The organism is Streptomyces sp. HUAS TT11 (assembly GCF_051553595.1).
Lineage (GTDB): Bacteria > Actinomycetota > Actinomycetes > Streptomycetales > Streptomycetaceae > Streptomyces.
Map to the genome: position 1 here is coordinate 5,448,974 of NZ_CP196184.1, position 24,960 is coordinate 5,473,933.

21 protein-coding genes are annotated in these 24,960 nt (G+C 69.9%); 11 read left to right on the forward strand and 10 right to left on the reverse strand.

The window, feature by feature from the left end:
* Positions 1 to 38: 38 nt before the first annotated feature.
* A complete protein-coding gene (locus ACSHXN_RS24425) occupies positions 39 to 1,352 on the forward strand; it encodes a hypothetical protein (RefSeq protein ID WP_438306497.1) in 1,314 nt (437 codons plus the stop codon).
* Positions 1,353 to 1,421: 69 nt separating this feature from the next.
* On the opposite strand, the gene ACSHXN_RS24430 is transcribed toward ACSHXN_RS24425, so the two are convergent.
* Positions 1,422 to 2,918 carry an oligopeptide:H+ symporter gene (locus ACSHXN_RS24430; protein ID WP_355137765.1) on the reverse strand — a complete coding sequence of 499 codons (1,497 nt, stop codon included), beginning with the start codon at positions 2,916 to 2,918 and terminating at the stop codon, positions 1,422 to 1,424.
* 560 nt (positions 2,919 to 3,478) lie between these two features.
* Between ACSHXN_RS24430 and ACSHXN_RS24435 the strand changes: the two genes are divergently transcribed.
* The gene (locus ACSHXN_RS24435) at positions 3,479 to 4,156 is read left to right on the forward strand and encodes a response regulator transcription factor (protein WP_059130771.1); all 678 of its coding nucleotides are present in this window, start codon (positions 3,479 to 3,481) and stop codon (positions 4,154 to 4,156) included.
* Positions 4,157 to 4,358: 202 nt separating this feature from the next.
* The gene (locus ACSHXN_RS24440; RefSeq protein WP_355137762.1) at positions 4,359 to 5,645 is read left to right on the forward strand and encodes an ATP-binding protein; all 1,287 of its coding nucleotides are present in this window, start codon (positions 4,359 to 4,361) and stop codon (positions 5,643 to 5,645) included.
* An 81-nt stretch (positions 5,646 to 5,726) separates the two neighbouring features.
* On the opposite strand, the gene ACSHXN_RS24445 is transcribed toward ACSHXN_RS24440, so the two are convergent.
* Positions 5,727 to 6,284 (reverse strand): GtrA family protein, encoded by a 558-nt coding sequence (locus tag ACSHXN_RS24445; protein ID WP_355137760.1) that lies wholly within the window; start codon positions 6,282 to 6,284, stop codon positions 5,727 to 5,729.
* A gap of 255 nt (positions 6,285 to 6,539) precedes the next feature.
* Between ACSHXN_RS24445 and ACSHXN_RS24450 the strand changes: the two genes are divergently transcribed.
* From ACSHXN_RS24450 to ACSHXN_RS24460, 3 genes are read left to right on the forward strand one after another with little or no spacing between them, the layout of a single operon-like run.
* The gene (locus ACSHXN_RS24450; RefSeq protein WP_355137758.1) at positions 6,540 to 7,679 is read left to right on the forward strand and encodes a 5-(carboxyamino)imidazole ribonucleotide synthase; all 1,140 of its coding nucleotides are present in this window, start codon (positions 6,540 to 6,542) and stop codon (positions 7,677 to 7,679) included.
* Positions 7,676 to 8,206 (forward strand): 5-(carboxyamino)imidazole ribonucleotide mutase, encoded by a 531-nt coding sequence (gene purE, locus ACSHXN_RS24455; protein WP_355137756.1) that lies wholly within the window; start codon positions 7,676 to 7,678, stop codon positions 8,204 to 8,206. Before ACSHXN_RS24450 ends, purE begins: the two co-directional genes overlap by 4 nt.
* 5 nt (positions 8,207 to 8,211) lie before the next feature.
* Positions 8,212 to 9,396: a dipeptidase gene (locus tag ACSHXN_RS24460; protein WP_355137754.1), complete on the forward strand. Its 1,185-nt coding sequence runs from the start codon at positions 8,212 to 8,214 to the stop codon at positions 9,394 to 9,396.
* Positions 9,397 to 9,522: 126 nt separating this feature from the next.
* Here the strand turns inward: ACSHXN_RS24460 and ACSHXN_RS24465 are convergent, their stop codons facing one another.
* Complete coding sequence (locus ACSHXN_RS24465) at positions 9,523 to 10,680, reverse strand: acyl-CoA dehydrogenase (RefSeq protein WP_355137752.1); 1,158 nt, start codon at positions 10,678 to 10,680, stop codon at positions 9,523 to 9,525.
* Positions 10,681 to 10,857: 177 nt separating this feature from the next.
* Here ACSHXN_RS24465 and ACSHXN_RS24470 point away from each other — a divergent pair, with 177 nt between their 5' ends.
* On the forward strand, positions 10,858 to 12,201 hold the full coding sequence (locus ACSHXN_RS24470; RefSeq protein ID WP_438303698.1) for a UDP-glucose dehydrogenase family protein: 1,344 nt from the start codon (positions 10,858 to 10,860) through the stop codon (positions 12,199 to 12,201).
* A 117-nt stretch (positions 12,202 to 12,318) separates the two neighbouring features.
* On the opposite strand, the gene ACSHXN_RS24475 is transcribed toward ACSHXN_RS24470, so the two are convergent.
* A complete protein-coding gene (locus ACSHXN_RS24475) occupies positions 12,319 to 12,819 on the reverse strand; it encodes a CGNR zinc finger domain-containing protein (RefSeq protein ID WP_438303699.1) in 501 nt (166 codons plus the stop codon).
* 164 nt (positions 12,820 to 12,983) lie between these two features.
* Between ACSHXN_RS24475 and ACSHXN_RS24480 the strand changes: the two genes are divergently transcribed.
* Together ACSHXN_RS24480 and ACSHXN_RS24485 are read left to right on the forward strand one after the other, a co-directional pair.
* Positions 12,984 to 13,343: a VOC family protein gene (locus ACSHXN_RS24480; RefSeq protein WP_355137746.1), complete on the forward strand. Its 360-nt coding sequence runs from the start codon at positions 12,984 to 12,986 to the stop codon at positions 13,341 to 13,343.
* Positions 13,344 to 13,375: 32 nt separating this feature from the next.
* The gene (locus ACSHXN_RS24485; protein ID WP_355137744.1) at positions 13,376 to 13,771 is read left to right on the forward strand and encodes a VOC family protein; all 396 of its coding nucleotides are present in this window, start codon (positions 13,376 to 13,378) and stop codon (positions 13,769 to 13,771) included.
* An 18-nt stretch (positions 13,772 to 13,789) separates the two neighbouring features.
* Here the strand turns inward: ACSHXN_RS24485 and ACSHXN_RS24490 are convergent, their stop codons facing one another.
* Positions 13,790 to 14,905, reverse strand: a complete 1,116-nt coding sequence (locus ACSHXN_RS24490) for a dipeptidase (protein ID WP_355137742.1) — start codon at positions 14,903 to 14,905, stop codon at positions 13,790 to 13,792.
* A gap of 146 nt (positions 14,906 to 15,051) precedes the next feature.
* Positions 15,052 to 16,347 (reverse strand): LCP family protein, encoded by a 1,296-nt coding sequence (locus ACSHXN_RS24495; RefSeq protein ID WP_355137740.1) that lies wholly within the window; start codon positions 16,345 to 16,347, stop codon positions 15,052 to 15,054.
* 120 nt (positions 16,348 to 16,467) lie between these two features.
* Between ACSHXN_RS24495 and ACSHXN_RS24500 the strand changes: the two genes are divergently transcribed.
* A complete protein-coding gene (locus ACSHXN_RS24500) occupies positions 16,468 to 17,040 on the forward strand; it encodes an acyl-CoA thioesterase (RefSeq protein ID WP_355137738.1) in 573 nt (190 codons plus the stop codon).
* A gap of 41 nt (positions 17,041 to 17,081) precedes the next feature.
* Here ACSHXN_RS24500 and ACSHXN_RS24505 read toward each other — a convergent pair whose 3' ends face one another.
* Entirely contained in the window at positions 17,082 to 18,545 is a 1,464-nt protein-coding gene (locus ACSHXN_RS24505; RefSeq protein ID WP_355137735.1) for an LCP family protein, read from the reverse strand.
* Positions 18,546 to 18,661: 116 nt separating this feature from the next.
* Here ACSHXN_RS24505 and ACSHXN_RS24510 point away from each other — a divergent pair, with 116 nt between their 5' ends.
* Complete coding sequence (locus ACSHXN_RS24510) at positions 18,662 to 19,687, forward strand: glycosyltransferase family 2 protein (RefSeq protein ID WP_438303701.1); 1,026 nt, start codon at positions 18,662 to 18,664, stop codon at positions 19,685 to 19,687.
* A gap of 61 nt (positions 19,688 to 19,748) precedes the next feature.
* Here ACSHXN_RS24510 and ACSHXN_RS24515 read toward each other — a convergent pair whose 3' ends face one another.
* From ACSHXN_RS24515 to ACSHXN_RS24525, 3 genes are all read right to left on the reverse strand, one after another.
* Positions 19,749 to 21,419: an LCP family protein gene (locus ACSHXN_RS24515; RefSeq protein WP_383351721.1), complete on the reverse strand. Its 1,671-nt coding sequence runs from the start codon at positions 21,417 to 21,419 to the stop codon at positions 19,749 to 19,751.
* A gap of 213 nt (positions 21,420 to 21,632) precedes the next feature.
* Positions 21,633 to 23,378, reverse strand: a complete 1,746-nt coding sequence (locus ACSHXN_RS24520) for an LCP family protein (protein ID WP_355137729.1) — start codon at positions 23,376 to 23,378, stop codon at positions 21,633 to 21,635.
* Between the two features lie 239 nt (positions 23,379 to 23,617).
* Positions 23,618 to 24,898, reverse strand: a complete 1,281-nt coding sequence (locus tag ACSHXN_RS24525; protein ID WP_383351727.1) for an LCP family protein — start codon at positions 24,896 to 24,898, stop codon at positions 23,618 to 23,620.
* Positions 24,899 to 24,960: the final 62 nt, after the last annotated feature.

The window sequence follows — 24,960 nt, forward strand, 5'->3', positions numbered from 1 at the left end:
GCAGAAGCAGCAGGGCAGGAGTCGCCGGGGCGGCGCTGATGCTGGGCGGGGCGGGCGTGCTGCTCGCCGTGGCCGCCGCACCGGCACAGGCCGCCGAGGTGTCGTACAGGACGGAGTGCATCCCGCCGCCGATCTCGGGACTGCCCCCGGTCGAGGGCACCACGAAGGTGGAGATCACGGCGCCCGCGGAGGCGAAGGTCGGCGACGAGGTGACCGTCACCTGGAAGTTCGTGCAGGCCGCGTCCAAGAACCCCGATGTGCTCGATCTGGACAAGGACACGGTCAAGCCGACGGGGACCCTGAAGGCCGCAGGCGCGCAGACCGCGGACATCACGATGGAAGGGCCGCGGTCGAACCCCGCGATCCCCAAGAACAGCGAGATGAAGCTGTCGGACATGACGGGCGGGCTGAAACTGACCGCGGCCGGCGAGGTGACGCTGACGCCGGACGCGTACAACATCAACGTCAACAAGCCCATCTCGACGGACACCAAGTGCTCCCCGAAGGAGACGGTGCAACCGGCCGCGACCATCAAGGTGTCCGACGGCGGCGGTTCGGGCGGTACGACGGGCGGGCTGCCGACCGTCGTGCCCACCCTGCCGACGGGCGTGCCGACCGGTCTGCCCACCGGTCTGCCGACCGGTCCGCCCACCGGTTCGTCCTCCCCCTCGCCGACCGGGAGCGAGACGGGCGGGGACGGCGGCGGATCAGGTGGAGCGGGCGGCGGCAGCGGCGGGCAGACGGACTTCACGGGCAAGGAGGTCCAGGTCCCGTACGCCTGCAAGACGCCCATCGGCGACAAGAACGCCACGTCACCCGTGCAGATCAACGCCAGGAAGGACGGCGGGAGTTTCGATCTCACGGTCCGGTTCAAGAAGTCGGTGATGGACAGCCCGGCGGACATCCCGAAGGACTCGGTGAAGCCGTCGATGGAGGTCGTGGTGGGCGGCGTGGACAAGGGCACCGTCCATGTCGAGGGCCCCACGAACGCGAGCGACATCAAGTCGGGAGACCCGATCGAGATCCCCGATCTGACCGGCACCTACAAGCCCGGTGCGAGCGGGCGGTCGACGCTGTCGCCGGGCGTACTGACCATCAAGGCCCTCGGCACCACGACGACGTGCACGCCGACGAAGAGCGAGGTGTCGCTGACCCTCGACACCTCGCAGCAACCGGGCGGGACGTCCGGCGGCTCGTCCACCTCGGGAGGCACCTCCGGTGGGACCTCGGGCGGCCTGGCCCAGACGGGCGCGGACGACCGCGGCGCCCTGAAGGCCCTCGGGCTGGTGGCCGGGACGGCGATCCTGCTGGGCGGAGCGGTCTTCACGTTCCTGCCCCGGCGAGCCCGCTGACCCCGCGAACGGCAAAGGGCCGCCGCACCCGCACGGGTGCGGCGGCCCTTTGCCGGCCCGGGAACGACGTCAGCGCACGTCGCCCATGAGCTCCTTGACCTTCTTGCGGTACATCAGCACCGCGACACCGGCGAGCACGGCGACCGCCGCTTCCAGGGTCACGATGCCCGTCGTGTTCAGGTCGACGCCCGCGATGGAGAGCAGCCCGGTCGTGGCGTCACCGGCGGTGACGGCCAGGAACCACACACCCATCATCTGGGAGGCGTACTTCGCCGGGGCCATCTTCGTGGTGACCGAGAGACCGACCGGGGAGAGCGTCAGCTCACCGACGGTCTGCACGAAGTAGATCGCGACCAGCCACAGCGCAGCGGCCTTGTGACCGCCGTCGGCGATCCCGAGCGGGGCGAGGAACAGGAAGAAGGACGCGCCGACCAGGACCAGACCGGAGGCGAACTTCACCGCCGTGCCGGGCTCCTTGCCGCGGCGGTTGAGCGCCAGCCACAGCCACGCGAAGACCGGGGCCAGCGCCATGATCATGACCGGGTTGACCGACTGGTACCAGGAGACCGGGAAGTCCCAGCCGAAGACCGTGTTCTTGGCCGACGAGTCGGCGAAGATCGACAGCGTGGAGCCGCCCTGGTCGTAGATCATCCAGAACACGGCCGCGGCCACGAAGAACCAGATGTACGCGGTCATCCGGGACTGCTCGGTGCGGTCGAGTTCCTTGTCCCGCTTGATCCGGGCGATCACCAGGACCGGGATCACCAGGCCGGCGACGGTGATCGGGACCAGCAGCCAGTTCAGGGTGTAGACACCGGAGAAGCCGACGATCGCGTAGAAGACGATCGCGACGGCCGCCCACAGCGCCGACTTGCGCAGCGTCGAGACCTTCTCCTCGGCGGTCAGCGGGGTCGGGACGTCGTTGGAACGCTCGCTCAGGTGGCGGCCGCCGAGCAGGAACTGGCCGAGCCCGAGCGCCATGCCGAGCGCGGCGAGCGCGAAGCCCAGGTGCCAGTTGACGTTCTCGCCGATGGTGCCGATGACCAGCGGTGCGGCGAAGGCGCCCAGGTTGATGCCGACGTAGAAGATCGTGAAGCCGCCGTCGCGGCGCGCGTCGTCCGGGCCGTTGTAGAGGTGCCCGACCATCGTCGAGATATTGGCCTTGAGCAGACCCGAGCCGATGGCGACGAGCCCGAGACCGGCGTAGAAGGTGCCGGCGGACGGCAGGGCCAGGGTGAGGTGGCCCAGCATGATGATGAAGCCGGCCAGGGCGACCGTCTTCCGCGGGCCGAGGAGACGGTCCGCGAACCAGCCGCCCGGCAGGGCGAGCAGGTATACGAGCGACACGTACACCGAGTAGATCGCGGTCGCGCCGGCCGCGCTCAGGTGCAGGCCGCCGGGGGCGACCAGATACAGCGGGAGAAGGGCCCTCATGCCGTAGTAGGAGAAGCGCTCCCACATCTCGGTCATGAAGAGTGTGGCCAGTCCGCGGGGGTGGCCGAAGAAGGTCTTCTCGGAACCGGGATTGCCCGGTCGGACCGAGTCCTTCGTCAGGCTGGACGCCATGGTCGTTCCTTGCTGGTCGGGGCATGCGCGTGGGGGTTCCCCGGATCGGGCGGGGCCGAAGCCCGGGGGTCGCATGCCCGGTTGGCGGCCGGCACCGGCGGGATCGGCCGTCCGCCCCACGCCCACGGGGTGTCCGCTCACGGAGCGGTGGACGGCGACCACCGGGATCCACGCCTCTACGCGCGTCAACGCGCCGAAGGCCCGGCCCTAGGTCATTCCTTTCGAAGCTGGTGAGAACCAGCTCGCACGCAAAAGAGACCTTCAGCGTCAAGTGCCCGCCAAAGGTCCCAGGTGGTGCTACAGGCGTTCCGGTCACCATACGTCATGGGAGCGGCGCGCACGGAAGGACCGAGACCGGGATCACAGGTGATACCGGAACTGCGGGCGCCCATTCGAAGGTCTCCGCGCGAAATGACACCTGTGCCGAACGGGCCCGACTGCGCTCCGTGACCGGCGCCGACGGCGGTGTCCGCCTGCATACGAAGGTAAGAAATACCCCCGGCCGGTCACACCTTGGATCACACCTTTGCTCTTGTCCCTGGCGGACTACCATCACCCCCATGACCCGTGTACTGCTCGCCGAGGACGACGCGTCCATCTCGGAGCCCCTGGCCCGTGCCCTGCGCCGGGAGGGGTACGAGGTCGAGGTGCGTGAGGACGGACCCACCGCGCTCGACGCCGGAATGCAGGGCGGCGTCGACCTGGTCGTGCTGGACCTCGGCCTGCCCGGCATGGACGGCCTGGAGGTGGCCCGCCGGCTGCGGGCCGAGGGCCACACCGTCCCCATCCTGATCCTGACCGCGCGCGCCGACGAGGTGGACACCGTCGTCGGTCTCGACGCGGGTGCCGACGACTACGTCACCAAGCCCTTCCGGCTCGCAGAGCTGCTCGCCCGTGTCCGGGCGCTGCTGCGGCGCGGTTCCACCGAGCCCGCGCAGCCGCCCGCCACGCACGGGGTGCGCATCGACGTCGAGTCGCACCGGGCGTGGATGGGTGACGAGGAGCTCCAGCTCACCGCCAAGGAGTTCGATCTGCTGCGGGTCCTCGTCCGGGACGCGGGCCGGGTCGTCACGCGCGACCAGCTGATGCGCGAGGTCTGGGACACCACGTGGTGGTCGTCCACGAAGACGCTGGACATGCACATCTCCTGGCTGCGCAAGAAGCTGGGGGACGACGCCGCCAACCCACGCTACATCGCGACGGTACGGGGAGTGGGCTTCCGCTTCGAGAAGAGCTAGGCGCCGCCGGGGGCCCGGCCGGGACGGGCGGCCGTGTGCGCGTCGACCACCACGCGTCATGGCCGTGCGGGCGGGCGCGGGCCGCACGCCCGTGGGCGGTCGCGCAGGCTCCTCGCCCCTCGCGAGGGCGCTGCCCCGGCCCGCGGTGCCGGTCGTGTCCGGGGCACACTGGTCGTCGTAGAGCCATTGCCCGGAGGGCCCCGTGCGTCGTCGTCTCATCCAGTCCACCCTCGCCGTCGTCCTCGTGGTGATCGCCGTCTTCGGCATCTCCCTCGTCATCGTCGAGACCCGGACGATCAGCAACAGCGCGCAGGAACGTGTCGACTCCGAGGCGCTGCGGCTCGCCAGCATCGTGGACAGCCGGCTCCTCGGCGACGAGAAGGTCACCGCCAGGGTCTTCAAGGCCCAGGTCACCGGCGATCGGTACGCGGTCATCGGCATTCCCGGCCAGGCTCCCATCGAGGTGGGCACCAAGCCCGTGGGGGACGTCATCCACTCCACGGCCAAGGGCGAGGAGGGTGAGACGGTCCGCGTGGAGGAGCCCCGCTCCACGGTCACCCGGGAAGTGGGCCGCACGCTGCTGATCATCGCCCTGGTCGCACTGCTCGCGATCATCGCCGCGGTCCTGCTCGCCGTACGCCAGGCCAACCGTCTCGCCTCCCCGCTCACCGACCTCGCCGAGACGGCGGAGCGCCTCGGCTCCGGCGATCCGCGGCCGCGCCACAAGCGGTACGGCGTCCCGGAGCTGGACCGGGTGGCCGACGTCCTCGACGCCTCCGCCGAGCGGATCGCGCGCATGCTCACGGCCGAGCGCCGACTGGCCGCCGACGCCTCCCACCAGCTGCGCACGCCCCTCACCGCGCTCTCCATGCGGTTGGAGGAGATCACCCTCACCGACGAGCCGGACACGGTGAAGGAGGAGGCGACCATCGCACTGACGCAGGTGGAACGGCTCACGGACGTCGTGGAGCGGCTGCTGACCAACGCCCGCGACCCGCGCACCGGCTCCGCGGTCTCCTTCGACCTCGACGAGGTCATCCAGCAGCAGCTCGCCGAGTGGCGCCCCGCCTACCGCAGCGCGGGACGGGCCATCGTCAGCTCCGGCAAGCGGCATCTGCGGGCCGTGGGCACGCCGGGCGCGGTCGCCCAGGTGCTGGCCGCCCTGATCGAGAACTCCCTCATGCACGGCGGCGGTACCGTCGCCCTGCGCACCCGTGTCACGGGCAACCAGGCCGTCGTGGAGGTGACCGACGAAGGACCGGGCGTTCCGGCGGAGCTGGGCTCCCGCATCTTCGAGCGCACGATCAGCGGCCGCAACTCCACGGGCATCGGGCTGGCGGTCGCCCGCGACCTCGCCGAGGCGGACGGCGGCCGCCTGGAGATGCTCCAGGCCCAGCCGCCGGTCTTCGGCCTGTTCCTGTCCCGCACGCCTCTGAGGACGGCTTCCCAGGGGGACGAGCCGGACGAGCCCGGGACCATGGTCAGATGAATGTCCGGGGCGGGCAGGACACGGGACGGGCCGACCGGTGGCGGAGGCCGCCCGCGGCACCGGGCCGGACGAGGAGCCGGGTCAGCGGTTGACGCGCTGCCCCTGGCGGCGCTGCCGCTCCGCCGCCTCGAGGATGGACTCCGCACCGGCCACTGCTTCACCGGCCACGGCCTCACCGGCCGGCAGCGCCCGGAAGACCCAGGAGCGGTAGGACCAGAACCGGAACAGCGTGCCGAGGCCGATCCCGAGGAACTTGAAGATGTTGCTCTGCAGCGGGGTGTCCCAGCCGAACCCGTACGTCGCGATGTACAGGACGCCGTTCTCGATCACCAGGCCCGCGGCGCTGAACAGCAGGAACAGCGATATCTCGCGGGTGCTGCCGCTCTTGTCCCGGTCCCGGTAGGTGAAGTAGCGGAACCCGATGTAGTTGAAGACGATCGCCACGACGGTGGCGATGACGCTGGCACGGACCACCTGGAGCCCGGTGACATGCCGCACCAGGTTGAAGACCAGCAGATTGACCAGCAGCCCCGCACCGCCGACCGCGCCGAACTTGGCGATCTCACGTATGAGCTGGTCGAACTGCCGGCGCAGCGCACCGGGGGGCTTGCTCTTCAGGCCTGTGGAACCACTGCCCATGGTGTTGCCAGCCCCCGTCGGGTCGGTCCTGTCGTCGATTCGGTCCGTCGCGTACGCCGGCCCGGCAGGACGCGCCGAGCGGTTCCGTCAACTCCGCCATGCTAACCAGCGCAGGTGGCCCCCGCCTGTGGACCGGTTCATGAGGACGGAAAGAATGCGGTCGGGAAGCGGGCCGCCGGGACGCTGTCCGGTCGGGGGCAGCCGTCCCGCGGGGACGGAATCCGGCCAGGTCCGCGTGGCCGATACCCTGGGCGCGTGACGTTTCCGGTAGTCGGCATGGTCGGCGGTGGCCAGCTCGCTCGTATGACACACGAGGCGGGCATCCCGCTCGGCATCAGATTCAAGCTCCTCAGTGACACCCCTCAGGACTCCGCGGCGCAGGTCGTCCACGATGTCGTCGTCGGCGACTATCGCGACCTGGAGACGCTGCGTGCCTTCGCGCAGGGCTGTGACGTGATCACCTTCGATCACGAGCATGTGCCCACCGAGCACCTGCGGGCCCTGGAGGCGGACGGCATTCCCGTCCGCCCCGGCCCGGACGCGCTCGTGCACGCCCAGGACAAGGGCGTGATGCGGGCGAGGCTCGACTCGATCGGGGTGCCGTGCCCGCGCCACCGCATCGTGAGCGATCCGCAGGACGTCGCCGCCTTCGCGGCGGAGGGCGACGGCTTCCCCGTCGTCCTGAAGACCGTCCGCGGCGGCTACGACGGCAAGGGCGTATGGGTCGTGACGTCGACCGAGGAGGCCGCGGAGCCGTTCCGCGCGGGCGTCCCGGTCCTCGCCGAGGAGAAGGTCGACTTCGTGCGGGAGCTGGCCGCCAATGTCGTGCGGTCCCCGCACGGACAGGCGGTGGCGTACCCGGTCGTGGAGTCCCAGCAGGTCAACGGGGTCTGCGACACCGTGATCGCGCCCGCCCCCGATCTGGACGAGGCGCTGGCGCTGAGGGCCGAGGAGATGGCCCTGACGATCGCCAAGGAACTCGGCGTCGTGGGTCACCTGGCCGTCGAGCTGTTCGAGACCCGCGACGGCCGCCTCCTCGTCAACGAGCTGGCGATGCGCCCCCACAACTCCGGCCACTGGACCCAGGACGGCGCGATCACCTCGCAGTTCGCCAACCACGTACGGGCCGTCCTCGACCTTCCGCTCGGTGACCCGCGCCCGCGGGCCAAGTGGACCGTCATGGTCAACGTGCTGGGCGGCGACTACCCCGACATGTACTCCGCGTATCTGCACTGCATGGCCCGGGACCCCCAGCTCAAGATCCACATGTATGGCAAGGACGTGAAGCCCGGCCGCAAGGTCGGACACGTCAACACCTACGGCGACGACCTGGACGACGTGCTGGAGCGCGCACGTCACGCTGCCGGCTACCTGAGAGGCACCATCACCGAATGAGCCCTGTTGTTGGCATCGTCATGGGGTCGGACTCCGACTGGCCCGTCATGGAAGCCGCCGCCAAGGCCCTCGACGAGTTCGAGGTCGCGTACGAGGTCGACGTCGTCTCCGCGCACCGCATGCCCCGCGAAATGATCTCCTACGGCGAGCACGCGGCGGACCGCGGTCTGAAGGTGATCATCGCGGGTGCCGGAGGTGCCGCGCACCTGCCCGGGATGCTCGCGTCCGTCACCCCGCTGCCCGTCATCGGCGTCCCGGTCCCGCTGAAATACCTGGACGGCATGGACTCGCTGCTGTCGATCGTGCAGATGCCCGCCGGTGTTCCGGTGGCGACGGTCTCGGTGGGCGGTGCCCGCAACGCCGGACTGCTCGCGGCCCGCATTCTCGCCGCGCACGACGAGGACCTGCTCGGGAAGATGCGGGACTTCCAGCAGGACCTCAACGACCAGGCCACGGAGAAGGGCAAGCGTCTGCGCTCCAAGGTCGAGGGTGCGACGGCGGGCTTCGGCTTCGGCTCCGGGAAGTGACGCCGATGACCTCGCCCTCCCTGGAGGCGGCCCGGAACCTGCTGCGCGAGTTCCCGGTGGTCGACGGGCACAACGACCTGCCGTGGGCGCTGCGCGAGCAGGTCGGTTACGACCTGGACGCCCGCGACATCGCCCACCATCAGAACGAGCACCTGCACACCGACCTGCCGCGGCTGCGCGAGGGCGGGGTCGGCGCGCAGTTCTGGTCGGTGTACGTGCGCAGCGATCTGCCCGACCCGGTGCCCGCGACGCTGGAACAGATCGACTGCGTACGGCAGCTGACGGAGCGTTATCCGGCGGACCTGCGACGGACGCTGACCGCCGCCGACATGGAGGCGGCGCGCGCGGAGGGTCGCATAGCGTCGCTGATGGGCGCGGAGGGCGGCCATTCGATCGCGAACTCGCTCGGCACCCTGCGCGGACTGTACGAACTCGGCGTGCGGTACATGACCCTCACCCACAACGACAACGTCGCATGGGCGGACTCGGCGACCGACCGGCCGGCGGCCGGGGGCCTCACCACCTTCGGCCGCGAGGTCGTGCGCGAGATGAACCGCCTCGGGATGCTGGTCGACCTCTCCCACGTGGCGGCGACGACGATGCGGGACGCGCTGGACACCACGGACGCCCCGGTGATCTTCTCGCACTCCTCCGCCCGCGCGGTCTGCGACCACCCGCGCAACATCCCCGACGACGTCCTCGAGCGCCTGCCCGCCAACGGGGGCGTGGCGATGGTGACGTTCGTCCCCAAGTTCGTGCTGCGTGCTGCGGTCGACTGGACGGCCGCAGCGGACGAGAACATGCGCACGCACGGCTTCCACCATCTCGACACGACCCCGCAGGCGATGAAGGTGCACCGCGCCTTCGAGGAGCGCAACCCGCGCCCGGTCGCGACGGTCGGGACGGTCGCCGACCATCTGGACCACATGCGTGAGGCGGCGGGCGTCGACCACCTGGGTATCGGCGGCGACTACGACGGCACGGCGTTCACTCCGGACGGCCTCAACGATGTCTCGGGCTATCCGAACCTGATCGCCGAACTGTTCGACCGCGGCTGGTCGAAGTCCGATCTGGCCAAGCTGACCTGGCAGAACGCGGTGCGGGTGCTGGGTGCGGCCGAGGATGTGGCCCGGGGCCTCCAGAGCAGGCGGGGCCCGTCGAACGCGACGCTGGAAGAGCTGGACCGCTGACAGCGAGGGGGCGTGGGTCCGGCCCACGCCCCTGCTCCACGGACGGGATCCGCCGCGCACCACGGAAAGGGGCACCCCGCAGGGTGCCCCGGAAACCTCCGTGCGCAGCCGTGACCGGCCGCGCTGTCACGGCAGGTTGCGCGCCATCACGATGCGCTGGACCTGGTTCGTGCCTTCATAAATCTGGGTGATCTTGGCATCGCGCATCATCCGCTCGACCGGGTAGTCGCGCGTGTAGCCGTAACCGCCCAGCAACTGGACCGCGTCCGTGGTGACCTCCATGGCCACGTCCGAGGCGAAGCACTTCGCGGCGGCGCCCTGGAAGGTCAGGTCGCTGTCGCCGCGTTCCGACTTGGCGGCGGCCGCGTAGGTGAGCTGGCGGGCCGCCTCGATCTTCATCGCCATGTCGGCGAGCATGAACTGGATGCCCTGGAAGTCGGCGATCGCCTTGCCGAACTGCTTGCGCTCCTTGACGTAGCCCTTGGCGTAGTCGAAGGCGCCCTGGGCGACACCGAGCGCCTGGGCGGCGATGGTGATGCGGGTGTGGTCCAGGGTCTTCATCGCCGTCGCGAAACCGGTGCCCTCCTCGCCGATCATGCGGTCGGCCGGGATGCGGACGTTGTCGAAGTAGACCTCGCGGGTGGGGGAGCCCTTGATGCCGAGCTTCTTCTCCGGGGCGCCGAAGGACACACCCGGATCCGACTTCTCGACCACGAAGGCCGATATGCCCTTGGAGCGCTTCTCCGGGTCGGTCACGGCCATGACCGTGTAATACTCGGAAACGCCCGCATTGGTGATCCAGCGCTTCACACCGTTGAGGATCCAGTGGTCGCCGTCACGGACGGCCTTCGTCCTCATACCGGCCGCGTCGGATCCGGCCTCGGGCTCGGAAAGGCAATACGAGAACATCGCGTCGCCCTTGGCCAGCGGCCCCAGGTACTTCTTCTTCAGCTCCTCGGAGCCGGAGAGGATCACCGGCAGGGAGCCGAGCTTGTTCACGGCCGGGATCAGCGAGGACGACACGCAGGCGCGCGCCACTTCCTCGATCACGATGACCGTGGCGAGCGCGTCCGCGCCGGCGCCGCCGTACTCCTCGGGCACGTGCACCGCGTGCAGGTCGTTCGCCACAAGGGCATCCAGCGCCTCCTGCGGGAAGCGCGCCTCCTCGTCCACCGCGGCGGCGTACGGCGCGATCTTCGCCTCGGCCAGTGAGCGGATGGCGTCGCGGAGCATGGAGTGCTCCTCGGACGGGCGGTACAGGTCGAATTCAGCCGATCCGGCCAAGGTCTCTCACGCTCCAAGGAAGCTGCGGTGCCGACGCTAATTACCGTTAAGTAACCCAAATTTTAGGGGTACGCCCACACGAGTGATACGTGAGCTTGGCGACAGCGGGAAACCTGCCCGCCGAGAGGCCCGGCTATGCTCGGGCACCGATTCACCGCCGTCCCCCTGGAGCACCCCATGAGCCTCAAGATCACTGTCATAGGGACCGGCTATCTCGGCGCCACGCACGCCGCCGCCATGGCCGAGCTCGGGTTCGAGGTGCTCGGTCTCGACGTTGTGCCGGAGAAGATCGAGATGCTCCAGCGGGGCGAGGTCCCCATGTACGAGCCCGGTCTCGAGGAATTGCTGCGCAAGCACGTCGCGGGCATCGAGGGCTCCACGGGGCGGCTGAGATTCACCATGGACTGGGCCGAGGCGGCCGCGTTCGGCGACATCCACTTCGTCTGTGTGAACACCCCGCAGAAGCACGGCGAGTACGCCTGCGACATGTCTTTCGTCGACGCCGCGATCGCCTCGCTCGCCCCGCATCTGAGGGCCCCCTCCCTCGTCGTCGGCAAGTCGACCGTGCCCGTGGGCTCCGCGGACCGACTGGCCGCCTACCTCGCCGAGCACGCGCCCGCGGGAGCGGACGCCGAGCTGGCCTGGAACCCGGAGTTCCTGCGCGAGGGCTTCGCCGTCGAGGACACGCTGCACCCCGACCGGATCGTCGTCGGCGTGCGCAGCGACCGGGCCGAGAAGCTGCTGCGCGAGGTGTACACGACGCCGGTCGCCGAAGGGACGCCCTTCGTCGTCACCGACTTCCCGACGGCGGAGCTGGTGAAGACCTCCGCCAACTCCTTCCTCGCCACCAAGATCTCCTTCATCAACGCGATGGCGGAGGTCTGCGAGGCCGCGGGCGGCGATGTCGCCAGGCTGGCCGAGGCCATCGGCTACGACGACCGGATCGGAAGGAAGTTCCTGCGGGCGGGGATCGGCTTCGGCGGCGGCTGTCTGCCGAAGGACATCCGCGCCTTCATGGCACGCGCCGGCGAACTGGGCGCCGACCAGGCGCTGACCTTCCTGCGCGAGATCGACTCCATCAACATGCGCCGCCGGGGTCAGATGGTGGAGATGGCACGCGAGGCACTGGGCGGCGTCTCTTTCCTCGGCAAGCGGGTCGCGGTGCTGGGCGCGACGTTCAAGCCCGACTCCGACGACGTCCGTGACTCGCCGGCGCTGAACGTCGCCGGGCAGATACATCTCCAGGGAGGTCAGGTCACGGTCTACGACCCCAAGGGCATGGACAACGCCCGGCGCCTGTTCCCGACGCTCGGATACGCGGTCTCCGCGCTCCAGGCGGTCCGCGGTGCCGATGTCGTGCTCCACCTCACCGAATGGCGGGAGTTCCGCGAGCTGGACCCGGCCGAGCTGGGCCGGGAGGCCGCCTCCCGCATCGTTCTCGACGGCCGCAACGCCCTCGACCCGGAGCTGTGGCGCCGGGCGGGGTGGACGTACCGGGCGATGGGCCGCCCCACGGCGTAGCGGAACCGGTGACGCCGGTCCGGCCGAGGCTCAGTCGGCCGGACCGGCGTCCGGTTGCATTCTGCCCCACGGCCCCCAGCGGCGACCGGCGAGTCCCCGACCCCGTGGGCCGTTCGTCTACTTCGAGCGGTACCGGCGCATCTTCGCGCGGGCCCCGCACACCGCCATGGAGCACCAGCGGCCCTTCCCGGCCGGGCTGCGGTCGTAGTAGGCCCAGTGGCACCGGAGCAGTTCGCAGGCCTTGAGACGCAGCCAGGTGCCCGCCGTGAGCGACTCCGCGACGGCCGCGGCCACCCTGGAGAGCAGGGGCCCCTCCTCGACGGGGGTGAGGAGCGCCGAACCGTCCCGTGCGTCGACGGCGACGTACAGGGGCGCCCGGGCGAGCAGTTCGCCCAGGGGCGTCACCTCGCGGTGCGGGGGATGGCCCGCGTGCGCCAGGCAGACCGCGCGCAGGGACTCGCGCAGCTCGCGTACGTCCGCCAGCTCCTGCTCGCCGACGCCGAGCTCGGCGCGTCCCTCGGGCGTGTCCAGGCGATCGCTGCCCGACTCCAGGTCCACGGTGTTGACCAGAGCCTCCACCAGGGCGAGACCGCCGGGGGCGGGGGGTCTGTCACTCATGTCTGCGACCTCATGCGCGCGACGCTACCTTTCGTGATTCCCCTTGCGACGTTACCTCCAGTGCGGCAGCATGCGGTAACGGTTACCTGTTGAGCCCTTCTGCCGGTAACCACTGGTCTGCGTGGATCACGCAGACGGGAACCGCAGACTCCGAGGAGGAAGTGATGGCTCTCGCCAAGCTGGGCGTCGTCGTCCTGGACTGTCCCGACCCCCGCGCGCTCGCAGGCTTCTACGCCGAGGTGCTGGGCGGCACGGTGGAGGGCGACGACGACTGGATCGACCTCAAGGCACCGGACGGGCAGGCGCTGGCGTTCCAGGCCGCGGCCGGGCACGTGCCGCCGGCGTGGCCGGCCCCCGACGACTCGCAGCAGTTCCACCTGGATCTCGTCGTCGACGACCTCGACACGGCCGAGAAGGGGGTCCTCGCGCTCGGCGCCAAGGCGCTGGACACGTCGGACCGCTCGCGCACATGGCGCGTTTACGCGGACCCGGCGGGGCACCCGTTCTGTCTCTGCGCCTGCTGAACCGGGCGCCGGCTGATCGAGGAGGTCCCACCATGGCACTGCCCGCCGCCCGTATGAGGTCCGTCGTGCTGGACTGCCCGGACCCACGTGCGCTCGCCGAGTTCTACGCCGAGGTGCTGGGCGGCACGGTGGAGGGCGACGGCGACTGGGTCGACCTGCTCGTCCCCGCGGGACCCCGGCTCTCCTTCCAGCGGGCGCCGGGGTACAAGCCGCCGGAGTGGCCGAGGGCCGACGCCGACTCGCAGCAGGTGCACCTCGACCTCGACGCCGGTGACACCACCGAGGCGATCGAGGCGGCCCAGGAGCGGGTCCTCGCGCTCGGCGCCCGCCCGCTGGACGTGAACGACCTGAACGGCAAACGGGACTTCCGCGTGTACGCGGATCCGGCCGGGCATCCGTTCTGCCTCTGCCGGATCGAGCACCACTAGACCGGACGCCCCGGCGGGTCAGCCGTCCAGTTCGGTGATCTTCGCCATGGACGATCCCCGGCTCTGCTGTGCGGCGCGAGCCGTGAAGTCGGCGGTGCGCAGGACGCGCTGGATGTTGCCCCAGGTCAGCAGCGAGAGGTCGGCCTCGCTCCAGCCGCGGACCAGGAGTTCGGCGATCAGCCGCGGATAGCAGGAGGCGTCCGCGAGATCCGAGGTGTGTGCGGCCCCGGAGTCGTAGGCCCCCGACAGGCCGACGCACTCCGGGCCCGCGAGTTCCCGTACGTGGTCGAGATGGTCGGCGACGTCCCGCACGGACGGCCCCGTCTGCTCCGGTACGACCGGAACCAGGCACAGCCCCTGAGCCCGGCCCAGCTCGACGAGCACGTCGTCGGGGAGGTTGACCGGATGCGGGCGCAGTGCGCGGGCCCCGGAGCGGGTGAAGACGGCCGGCGCCCTGGACAGTCCCATGGTGCGGTGGACCGTGGCCGCAGAGGCGCCCGAGAGGTCGGGGAGGACGCCGAGACGGTCCATCTCCCGCACCACCTCCTCGCCGAACCGGGTGAGCCCGTCGTCACCCGCCCAGGACACGCCGGAGAGCGTGAGGAGCCTGAGCCCCAGGGCCCGCAGGATGCGCAGGACGCCGAGCGAGTCGCCGAGCGCGCAGGCATCCGCGGGACCGATCACGACGGAGATGCGACCGCGGTTGCGCAGGTCGGTGATCTGCGCGGCGTCGTCGGCCGGCCGCAGACCTTCATGGTGGGCCCGCACCGCGGTCAGCACCAGGTCGAGCTGGTCGAGGGTGGCCCGCGCGGCCCGGTCGCCCGTCGGTTCCCCCGGCAGGTGCAGCGACCAGAACAGCGCGCCTACGTACCCCTCCCGCAGTCGCGGTACGTCCGCGTTCCCGGTCCCCTCGCCGAACTCCACGTCGTACCGGGGCAGATGCCGCAGTGCCCAGGGCACCCCGGTGTAGCCGAGCGCCACGGGGTGCCCCGCGAGGAAGGTGCGGGCGCGGTCGAGGGCGTCGGTACCCGAATCGAGCGCGGTGTCCTCGGACCGCGACGGCGGTGCGGGCGCAGGGGCGAGGCCGCCCACGGCCTCGGCGATGGTGTCCAGTTCATCCTGAAGATCGGCCATGACGGGCTCCGTGGGTCGTGATCATGGTTCGGTTCACAGTCGCACGGCGGCGCGTCGGATTCCTGGTGGGTGAACCGTTCGGGGGTACGCGAAGGGCCCCGCCGTACTACTCGGCGAGGCCCTGTCCGCGTACCGGTGCCCGGGGCTCAGTTCCCCGACACCGTCACCGGCTGGTCGTTCTTCAGCTCGTTGACCAGGGTCTTCACCTTGGCCTTGTCCCACAGCAGGTTGCCGCCGGTCGAGCCGGAGATCGGCATGTTCATGGACTTGCCGTCACCGCCGCTGACACCCTTCATCGCCCAGAACATGGACGCCAGGTTCCACAGGCTCATGTCCTTGTCGACGGACAGGGAGTCCAGGCCCGCGCCCATCGTCGGGTAGAACTTGAAGGGGTTCAGGACCGTCGACGGGGTGGCCACCTGGTGGGCCAGGGCGGAGAGGAACTTCTGCTGGTTCTTCGTGCGCTGAAGGTCGCTCGTGGCGAAGGCGTGCCGGGTGCGGACGAAGGCCAGGGCCTGCTCGCCGTTGAGGGTCTGCTTGCCCGCCTGGAAGTCGGCGCCCGAGTACTTGTCCTTGAAGCCCTTGTCGATGTCGATGTCGACGCCGCCGACCGCGTCCACGATGTTCGCGAAGCCGGCGAAACCGATCTCCACGTAGTGGTCGATGTGCAGCCCGGTGTTGTACTCGACCGTGCGGACCAGCAGCGTCGGCCCGTCCTCCGCGTACGCCGCGTTGAGCTTCACGTGCCGGCCGGTGCCCTTGAACGTCTTGCCGGAGTCCGAGCCCACGTAGGTCGGGATCTCCACGTCCGAGTCGCGGGGCAGGGATATCAGCGTGTCGCCGTTGTCCCCGACGTGCAGGATCATCATCGAGTCCGTCCGCTTGCCCTCGGCGGACCCGGTGTGCAGCTTCTTCTTGTCCTCGGCGGACATTCCCGCGCGGCTGTCGGAGCCGACGATCAGGTAGTTGGTGCCCTGGCCCGCCGCCGGCCGGTCGATGACCTTGGAGAGGTCGACGTCACGGTGGAGCTTGGAGTCGGCCCAGAAGTAGGTGGCCACCGAGGTCACGACCACGACGGTGAGCAGCGTGATCGCGATCCACTTGATGCGGCGGCCCCAGCTGGGACGCGGCCGGTAGTGCTGGAAGTCGGGGTCCTGGACGTCGTCGTTGGGTATGTAGCCGCCGCGTCTCCCGCCGCCGCCGTACACCTGGCCCGTGTTGTAGCCGCTGTCGTACCCCTGGTCGTCCTGGTAACCGCCCGGGTAGGTCGGCTGCTGCGGCACCCGGCCGTACGGCGGCGCGCCCTGGGGGTCACGCGGCGCGCCGGGCTGGCGCCGGACCTGCCGCATCACGCGCGCACTCTCCGGCTGTGCGCCGGCGCTGCCGCGTCCGTACCTGTTGCGGCGACTGTCGTCGGACCATGCCTCGGGCCAATCGTTCATGCGCCCCAGTGTGCAGGGTCGGGGTATGGGCCCGACAAGGGTCGGAGAAGAACGGGGTCAGGGCTGTTGCCAAGCTGACACAAAGTCTCCCCGGGTGCACTCCCGCATAAGGTGGACGCCATGACAGACCAGGCCCCGGCCACGGAATCAGAAATTCCGGGCCAAACGACGGGGGACGTCCCCGGGAAGCCCACCTCCGCGTCCCGGACCACCCTCAGCCACATCATGACCCACAGCGACACCAACCTTCTGGGCACGGTGCACGGCGGCGTGATCATGAAACTCGTCGACGACGCGGCAGGCGCCGTGGCCGGCCGGCACTCCGGCGGTCCCGCCGTCACCGCGTCCATGGACGAGATGGCGTTCCTGGAGCCGGTCAGGGTCGGCGACCTCGTGCATGTGAAGGCCCAGGTCAACTGGACCGGGCGCACCTCGATGGAGGTGGGCGTACGGGTGCTCGCCGAGCGCTGGAACGAGTCGACGCCGCCCACCCAGGTCGGTTCCGCCTACCTTGTCTTCACGGCCGTCGACGCCGACGGCAAGCCCAGGACGGTGCCGCCGGTCCTGCCCGAGACGGAGCGGGACAATCGCCGCTACCAGGAGGCCCAGATCCGCCGTACCCACCGTCTGGCCCGCCGCCGCGCGATCAAGGAGCTGCGGGAGAAGCGGGCCGCGGAGGGCCACCAGGACTGAGGAGGCATGTCGGGGTCGGGCCCGAGGGCCCCGGAGGTGTCTCACGGGCACACCACCTGGTCCCCGGTCACCACCTGCTCCGGTTTCTGCGGCTCCGCCGCCTTCACCCGCTGCACCTGCTTGAAGTCCGCGCCCGCGACCACCTTCAGCGTCGGGCCCTGGCCGGGTGCGGGGCGCAGCTCACTGCCGGGCAGGGCCGCCGCCAGGGATTTCGCCGAGCGGTCCCAGCGCGGGTCGTAGACGATCACGGTGCGCCGCACCGTCCGGTCCGTCGCGTTCGCAGGCCGGCGCGTCGTGTGGAACCCGCTGGCGAGGAGCCCGTCGTCCACACGCCGGCCGAGCCCTTCCGCGGGTGTCCCGTTCTCGACCTGCACCTGGATCTGCTCCGGGGGCACGTCGACGTTCACCGCGGCAGGTCCCTTCTTCTTCGGCCGGGGCGGGGCGAGCGCCCTGTCGTCGCGCAGCGACCGGAACAGGGCCCGCGCCTTGGCGTCGTCCCACTTCACCGTCGAGCCGAGCTCCTTGTCCTGGAAGGTCATGTCCCCGATCGGCACGGTCGTGAACTCCGACGAGCTCGGTGAGAAGTTCCGCATCGCCCGGCCGAGCCCGATCAGCTGGTCCGCCCCGAAGCCCTGGTCGGCCCGCACCGAGCCGAGCACGGCCCGCGTCACGTCCCGGAGCTTCAGCGGGTTCAGCAGCACCCCCGAGGAGGCCGCCCGGTCGATCAGCGCCGCGAGGAACCTCTGCTGCCGTTGCATCCGGCCCAGGTCGGACGCTCCGTCGACGTGCCGCGACCGTACGTACTGCAGTGCCTGCCCGCCGTCCAGCACATGCGTGCCCGCGGACAGGTTCAGCCCGGTGAAGCGGTCCTTCAGCGGCTGCGCGGTACACACCCGCACACCTCCGAGCACGTCCACCGTCTTCATGAAGGTGATGAAGTCGACCTCCATGTAGTGGTCGATCTTCAGGTGCGTCATGTTCTCGACCGTCTGCACGGTCAGGCCCGGGCCGCCCTCCGCGTACGCCGCGTTCAGCCGGATCGGATGGTCCGGGTGCCGCGCACCGGTCGCCGGGTCGGTGCGCGCCGCGATGCGCGTGTAGGTGTCGCGCGGCAGGCTGACCACGGTCGCGCGGTCCCGGTCCGCCGAGATGTGCACGATCATGATCGTGTCGGTGCAGTGGCAGGGGTTTCCGCCCAGGCGGTACGCCCTGCGCTCCTTCTCCGTGACCTTGTCCCGGCCGTCGGTGCCGACCAGGAGGATGTTCATGCCGTGGCCCGCGGCGGGGCGGTCCTTCATGTCCCTGAAGGGGTCGATGCGGGAGATGCCGCCGTCGAGGAAGGTGAGCGCCGCATGCCCGATGCCCCCCGCCGCCAGTACCCCCACGGACAGCGTGGTGACCACCCGCGCTGCCCAGCCGGACTTCCTGCGCCGCACCGGCGGCCGCCGGGCGGGGGACCGGCGGGCCGGCTGACGGCGCGCGGGCGAGCGGGTCGGCGTGGACACGGGGGAGACCTCCGCGGAGCTGGGCGTGGGATCCCTGAGCACCGTAGGCCGATACGATCTGCGGCTCTCGGGCGGCGCGCATCGGTGTCCCCCGTTCGCGGTAACGTGAGGTTCCTATGAACGCCAAGCCCCACGTGCCGCTCCCCGCCGTGTCCGTGATCATGCCCGTCCTCAACGAGGAGCGGCATCTGCGCGGAGCCGTCCATGCGATCCTCGCCCAGGAGTACGGCGGCGAGATGGAGATCGTGATCGCCCTCGGTCCCTCCACGGACCACACGGACGAGATCGCGGCCGAACTGGTCCGCGAGGATCCGCGTGTACACACGGTCCCCAATCCGACCGGCCGTACGCCCGCCGCGCTCAACGCGGCGATCAAGGCCTCCCGCCACCCGATCGTGGTCCGCGTCGACGGGCACGGCATGCTCTCGCCGAACTACATCGCGACCGCCGTGCGGCTGCTCGAGGAGACCGGCGCGCAGAACGTCGGCGGCATCATGCACGCCGAGGGCGAGAACGACTGGGAGCACGCGGTCGCCGCGGCCATGACCTCGAAGATAGGCGTCGGGAACGCGGCCTTCCACACGGGCGGCGACGCCGGCCCGGCGGAGACCGTCTACCTGGGTGTCTTCCGGCGCGCGGCGCTCGAGCAGCAGGGCGGCTACAACGAGGAGTTCATCCGCGCCCAGGACTGGGAGCTCAACTTCCGCATCCGCGAGGCGGGCGGCCTCATCTGGTTCTCCCCGGAGCTGAAGGTGTCGTACCGCCCGAGGCCCTCGGTGCGGGCACTGGCCAAGCAGTACAAGGACTACGGGCGCTGGCGGCACGTCGTCGCCCGGTACCACGAGGGCTCCATCAATCTGCGGTACCTCGCCCCGCCGACCGCGGTGTGCGCGATCGCCGCGGGCGTCGTCGTGGGCGCCGCAGTGACCCCGTGGGCCTTCCTGATCCCCGGCGGCTATCTCGCGGCGATCGCCCTCGGCTCCCTCCCGGCGGGCAGGGGCCTGCCGCCGCGGTCGCGGCTGCAGATCCCCGTCGCCCTCGCCACCATGCACATGTCCTGGGGCTGGGGCTTCTTGACCAGCCCGAAGATGCTGGCGAAGAGGGTCATCGCGTCACGGCGGCCGGCGGTCGTCGCCGACTGAGCACGCACGGCGTGCCGCCGCCGGGGCCCTCTCCGGGTGGAGGGGGCCCCGATTCCTGCGGTCACCAGCTGTAGGCCGGGTCGACCTTCATGCACTGCTTGGTCGCGCCATTGAGTATGTTCGCCGACGTGGGGGTCTTGTTGTCCTCCTTCGGCGCCGTGTACGTGGTGCCCGACCGCCAGTCGGAACCCACGACGAGGGTGACACCGGAGACATCCGTCGACTGCTCGACCGAACCCGCCGGGATACCGAGGGCCTTGGCGACCCGCTGGGCATCGCCCTTGAGGTCCGCGCTCGGGTAGCGGACCAGCGTCCTCTCCTCGGAGAGCACCGTGGAGGAGTCGGCCTTGGCCTCCGTGAATCCCTCTCCGCCGAGGATCTGGGCCACCGCCCCGGCCCGCCCGCCCACCGGCGCCAGCGTGGACGTCCGGGTGCCGTTCTGCACCTGGACGGCGATCTTGTCGTCGCTGTCCGTCGGAGCCGTCGTGGCCTCGGTGGTCTTCTTCTTCGTGCCCTTGCCGTCCAGCGGGATGTCCTCGCGCACCAGGCGGAACAGCTTCTCCGCGTCGCCCGGCTTGGGCACCACACGGGCTCCGGCGTAGTCGTACGGCATCGTCGTCAGGGTGATGCGGTTCGAGGGCACCTTCTTCAACTCGGTGCTCAGGTCGTAGAGCTTCGTGACCGAGCCGAGGCCCTTGTCGACGGTGAGCGATGCGGTGGCCGTCTCCGCGAGCTTGCGGAGCTTGTTCGGGTTGCTCAGGGTGGCGTTCTCACGCAGCTGGCGGACCATCGCGCCCATGTACTGGTGCTGGGCCTTGGTCCTGGCGATGTCGCTGCCGTCCTCGAACCCGTAGCGCGTGCGCAGCCACTGCAGGGCCTGTGTGCCCTTCACATAGGTGGTGCCCGCCTTCAGTTTCAGGCCGGAGCCGTGGCCGGAAGAGGTGTGCGAGTAGATGTTCTTGTCCACGCACACCGGGACGCCGCCTATCGCGTCCGCCATCGAGACCACACCCGCGAAGTCGACCATGATGAAGTGGTCGATGTGGATGTCGGTGAGCTTCTCCCAGGTGGCCACCGAGCAGCCGGGGCCACCGCGGCCCAGTGAGTCGTTCGTCATCGCCAGGGACGTCGTCGCCTGGTAGACCTCGCCCGACTCGGGGTCGGTGCACTTGGGGAGTTGCAGCAGGGTGTCACGGGGCATGCTGACCACGGACATGTTGGTACGGTCCGCCGACACGTGCAGCAGCATCTGGACGTCCGCGCGAGGGGCGCCCCCGAAGGTGTCCTTGGCGCCGCCGAGTTCCTGGTTCTCCTTGGAGTCGCGTGCGTCCGACCCGAGGAGAAGGATGTTCAGCGGCATCTGACCCGCCGCGTTCGGCTTCGGCGCGGTCGCACGGTCCTTGGCGTCGCCGATGTTGAGGTCGTCCTTCTTGATGTTGTTGTTCAGATGCTGGTAATAGACGTATCCCGCGCCGGCGGTCCCGAGTATGACCACCGCCAGGACGGTCGCCGACCAGCGCAGGACCCGGCGTCTGCGACGCGGGCGCCCCTTCTGCCCGGTGCCGCTCCCGCCGCTGTTCCCGTCGTGGCCGCCCCGCTTCGGCGGTGGACCGTCGGAGCCCTCCTGGGCGCCGTCGTCCTGCCGGTCGTAGAGGCTTTCGTCCCAGCCCAGTTCACCGGCCTGCCGCACATGTGGGCGCCCCCCTTTTCCACGCACACCACTCTGCACCAAGTCCTGCCTCCCCACCCTGTGCCCGACACCGGGTCCGTCCCGCGATCCGGGAGGACGCCCCGTCGCGCCTCCCGTGCTTCGCCGTTCGGCGGACCGCACGTGCGTCCCACCGGATATGTCTCGCGTTCAGTAACTAGACGCTTGACGCGCCCGACAGGATGCATCCCGTCGGGCGCGAGTACGTTCAGTAAGACGCGTAACCGGCTGCTGTGGTCACTTGGCGCACTGAACCTTGTCCGCCGTGGACTTGTCGACGTCCGGCGCCTTCGTCGGCGCCGTCAGGGGCACCCCGGCCCCCTTGAAGTCCTTGCCGAGGGTCAGCACGATCGCGGGCAGGCCCTGAGAGTTCTTCTCGCTCTGGCCCGGCTTCATCGCCGACGCCGGAAGCCCCATGAGGTCCGCCAGCTTGCGTGCCTGATCCGCCTGGTCGGGGGCGTACTCAAGGGTCGTCTTGCTCACCGGCGTGTCCGCGTTGCCGAGCTGGCTGGACTTGGGAACGCCCTTGTTGTTCTGCAGCCAGGTGACGGCTTCCTGTGCACTGCCCCCCGGCGCGCCGCCGTTGTAGATGTCGACGCGGATGTCGGACGCGGCCGAGCGCGAGCCCTTGAGGAGCTTGTCCGCCGCGGTCTTCTTCTGCTGCTGCTTCTGCTTGACCTCGGTGAAGGAGACGTCGCCTCTGATCGCCTCGAAGACCTGGGGGGCCGTGTTCGGATTGACGATGACCGTCTTCTTGACCACGCCGTCCGCCGGATTGTCGAGGACCGGCACCGTCGTGAAGGTCAGGTTCTTGGGGTTGAGCTTGCCCAGTTCCAGACCCAGGTCCTTGAGCTTGCCGATGCTGTTGATCTTGGAGTCGACGGTCAGCGCCTTGGTCGCGGCCTCCGCCACGTCCAGCATCTTGGTGGGGTTGGTGAGTGTGGAGTTGGACTTCAGCTTGCGCATCAGCGCGCTGAGGAACTGCTGCTGGAGCCCGATGCGGCTCAGGTCGCCGCCGAAGCCCACGGAATGCCGGGTGCGCACGAAGGCGAGGGCCTGCTCACCCTCGATGTTGTGCGTGCCCTTCGTCAGCTTGAGATGCGAGTCCGGGTCGTTTATGTCCTTGCCCAGACAGACCTCGACACCGCCGACCGCCGACGTCAGTGTCTTGACCGCGTTGAAGTCCGCGACCATGAAGTCGTCCGGGGTGATGCCGGTCAGCTCGGTGACCGTGCGCATGGTGCAGCTCGGTGTGCGGCCGTCCTGGCCGAGGCTCGTGTTGAAGCGGACATCCGGCGTCGCGGGGATGATCTTGGTGGAGCCGTCGGCCTGCTGCGTCGGGCAGTCCGGCACGTCCACGATCAGGTCGCGCGGGATGCTCAGCGCGGTCGCGTTCGAGCGGTCCTTGGAGACGTGGAGCAGGATGTTGGTGTCGGCGTGCCCGACGCTGCCCGTGTCGCCGTACCCCGTGTTGCCCTTGCCGGTGCGCTTGTCGGTGCCGATCAGCAGGATGTTGATGGCCTTGTCCTTCTGGAAGCCACCGGTGCCCGCGCCGTCGTCCGAGACCGACGTGATGTTGTCGTTGAGGTGCTTGATGTAGAGATATCCCGCCGCGGAGACCGCCACGAGGATGAACGCCATGCTGCCGCCGGTCCACAGCAGCACCTTCTTGGCCTTGCCCTTCTTGGGCTTCGTACGGCCGCGCCGCCGGCCCGGCGGCGGCTCCTCGGGTGCCCCCCGCCGGCGGCGCTGCCCGGGCAGGGCGTCGGGAGCGGGTCCGTCCGGTGCCGGCCTTCGTGGGCCGGGTGCCGTTCGCGTGCCTCCCTGAGGTCCCTGCGACGGGTTCGCCCGCCGCGGTCTCGGCACGGACGACTGCGGTGCGGAAGGGCTCAGTCGCAGTTCGTATTCGCCGGTGCTCGGGTTGAGTACCCATTGGTCTGCGGGGTCGATGTTCTCTGCCCGCCCACGGCCTTGCGCGTCCACGGTTGTCCGAATCCTCCGTCGGGGCCACGCGGCGCCTTCCCCCTCGAGGCGCTCGGGTCTCTTCAGTCAGTGCGCGAACCCAGATGGATCTCACGGGCATGGCACCGGGTCGCTCACACTATCCGCCCAGTTCAACGTCAAGCGACGGCGGTGACAAATTCCACTCCCATACAACCGGGCAATCTGCCCTAATTCCCAGTGAGTTCTTAGCTCACACGTCCCTCGCCTTGGTGTGCGCTTTACCCGCAGGCGTCCTGGGTGGCCGTGTTTCCCCGAAAAGTGGGCGGGGGTGTGGGAGGCCGATCGGGAAGGCCCGAGCCGGCGGCTGTCTTTCCATCGGACTTTCCGTCGCCGTACGAGTGCTCACCGTCACGGCCGTCGGCCGCCTTGCCGTTCGTGCCTGACGGCGAATCGGCGGTGACTTCCTTCGTGACCGCGACGGGCTGGTCCGCACGCAGCCGCGCGAAAAGTTCGTGCGCCTCGGGTTCGACGAGTTGGTCGCGATCGGTGTCGTACGGGTATGCGGTGCGCGGTGCCGTCAGGAACTGCACATCGTCCGTGGGAAGGTTCCGCAGCCCGTGGACGAGTTCGTAGAGCCTGCGCAGGTTCGCGAGGCCGGGGTCCGTGGTGAGGGACGACGTGGCCGCGTCCAGCATGGGATACAGCTTCACGGGATTCAGCAGGACGTCGTTGCTGCGCACCTTGCTGACCAGTGCGCCGAGGAAGCGCTGCTGGCGTTCCATCCGTTCCGTGTCGCTGCCGTCGCCGAGGCTCTTGCGGGCGCGGACATAGCCGAGCGCCTGCTCGCCGTCGAGCGTCACCCGGCCCGCGGGCAGCTTCAGGTCCGCGGCCCGGTCGTCGATCGGCTGCTTCAGGCACACCTCGACGCCGTCGACCGCGTCGACCATCTTCTTGAAGCCCTCGAAGTCGACGACCATGTGGTGATCGATCCGGATGTTCGTCAGCCTCTCGACGGTACGGATCGTGCACGCCGAACCGCCGTTCGCGAAGGCGTGGTTCAACATCGTGAAGGCCGCCTCGCTCTGGCTGCCGTCCCGCCGTCGGCAACTCGGCACGTCCACCATCAGGTCGCGGGGGAGGGAGACGGCGGTGGCGCTGCGCCGGTCGGCCGCGAGATGCAGAAGGATGGTGGTGTCGGACCGCTCGGTCCCCGAGTCCCGCCCGTAGCGGCTGTTGCCGGCACCCGACCGTGAGTCGGAACCGATGACGAGGATGTTCAGCGCGCCGGGCGCGATCACGGTGGGCCGTTCCTTCTCGTGGCGGGCGAGCTCGGAGGCGGCGTCGGTGTCCGCGGTGATGTTCGAGTCCAGCTTCTCGTACGCGAGCCATCCGGCCCCCGCGGCCCCGAACAGCAGCACGGCCAGGCCGAGGGAGCAGCGGCGTATCCGGCGCCGGCGCCGGCGGCGCCTGAGCCCGGTGCCGGTGGGGGTGGCGCCGGCGGGTTCGCGGCGGCCCGGTACGGCCGCCTTGGGTCGCCAGGGAGTGCTTTCGCTGGTCACGGGCGGATGCACCCCCTAGAGGCGTACGAGCGTGCTGGGCTCTTACGACCATGGCCCCGGGC

Excerpts from the sequence above, each read along its gene's own strand:
- ACSHXN_RS24510 (WP_438303701.1), top strand. The coding sequence starts at position 18,662 with ATGAACGCCAAGCCCCACGTGCCGCTCCCCGCCGTGTCCGTGATCATG.
- ACSHXN_RS24490 (WP_355137742.1), bottom strand. The coding sequence starts at position 14,905 with ATGGCCGATCTTCAGGATGAACTGGACACCATCGCCGAGGCCGTGGGC.
- ACSHXN_RS24475 (WP_438303699.1), bottom strand. The coding sequence starts at position 12,819 with ATGAGTGACAGACCCCCCGCCCCCGGCGGTCTCGCCCTGGTGGAGGCT.
- ACSHXN_RS24485 (WP_355137744.1), top strand. The coding sequence starts at position 13,376 with ATGGCACTGCCCGCCGCCCGTATGAGGTCCGTCGTGCTGGACTGCCCG.
- ACSHXN_RS24445 (WP_355137760.1), bottom strand. The coding sequence starts at position 6,284 with ATGGGCAGTGGTTCCACAGGCCTGAAGAGCAAGCCCCCCGGTGCGCTG.
- ACSHXN_RS24435 (WP_059130771.1), top strand. The coding sequence starts at position 3,479 with ATGACCCGTGTACTGCTCGCCGAGGACGACGCGTCCATCTCGGAGCCC.
- purE (WP_355137756.1), top strand. The coding sequence starts at position 7,676 with ATGAGCCCTGTTGTTGGCATCGTCATGGGGTCGGACTCCGACTGGCCC.
- ACSHXN_RS24500 (WP_355137738.1), top strand. The coding sequence starts at position 16,468 with ATGACAGACCAGGCCCCGGCCACGGAATCAGAAATTCCGGGCCAAACG.
- ACSHXN_RS24430 (WP_355137765.1), bottom strand. The coding sequence starts at position 2,918 with ATGGCGTCCAGCCTGACGAAGGACTCGGTCCGACCGGGCAATCCCGGT.
- ACSHXN_RS24480 (WP_355137746.1), top strand. The coding sequence starts at position 12,984 with ATGGCTCTCGCCAAGCTGGGCGTCGTCGTCCTGGACTGTCCCGACCCC.
- ACSHXN_RS24425 (WP_438306497.1), top strand. The coding sequence starts at position 39 with ATGCTGGGCGGGGCGGGCGTGCTGCTCGCCGTGGCCGCCGCACCGGCA.
- ACSHXN_RS24495 (WP_355137740.1), bottom strand. The coding sequence starts at position 16,347 with ATGAACGATTGGCCCGAGGCATGGTCCGACGACAGTCGCCGCAACAGG.
- ACSHXN_RS24470 (WP_438303698.1), top strand. The coding sequence starts at position 10,858 with ATGAGCCTCAAGATCACTGTCATAGGGACCGGCTATCTCGGCGCCACG.
- ACSHXN_RS24460 (WP_355137754.1), top strand. The coding sequence starts at position 8,212 with ATGACCTCGCCCTCCCTGGAGGCGGCCCGGAACCTGCTGCGCGAGTTC.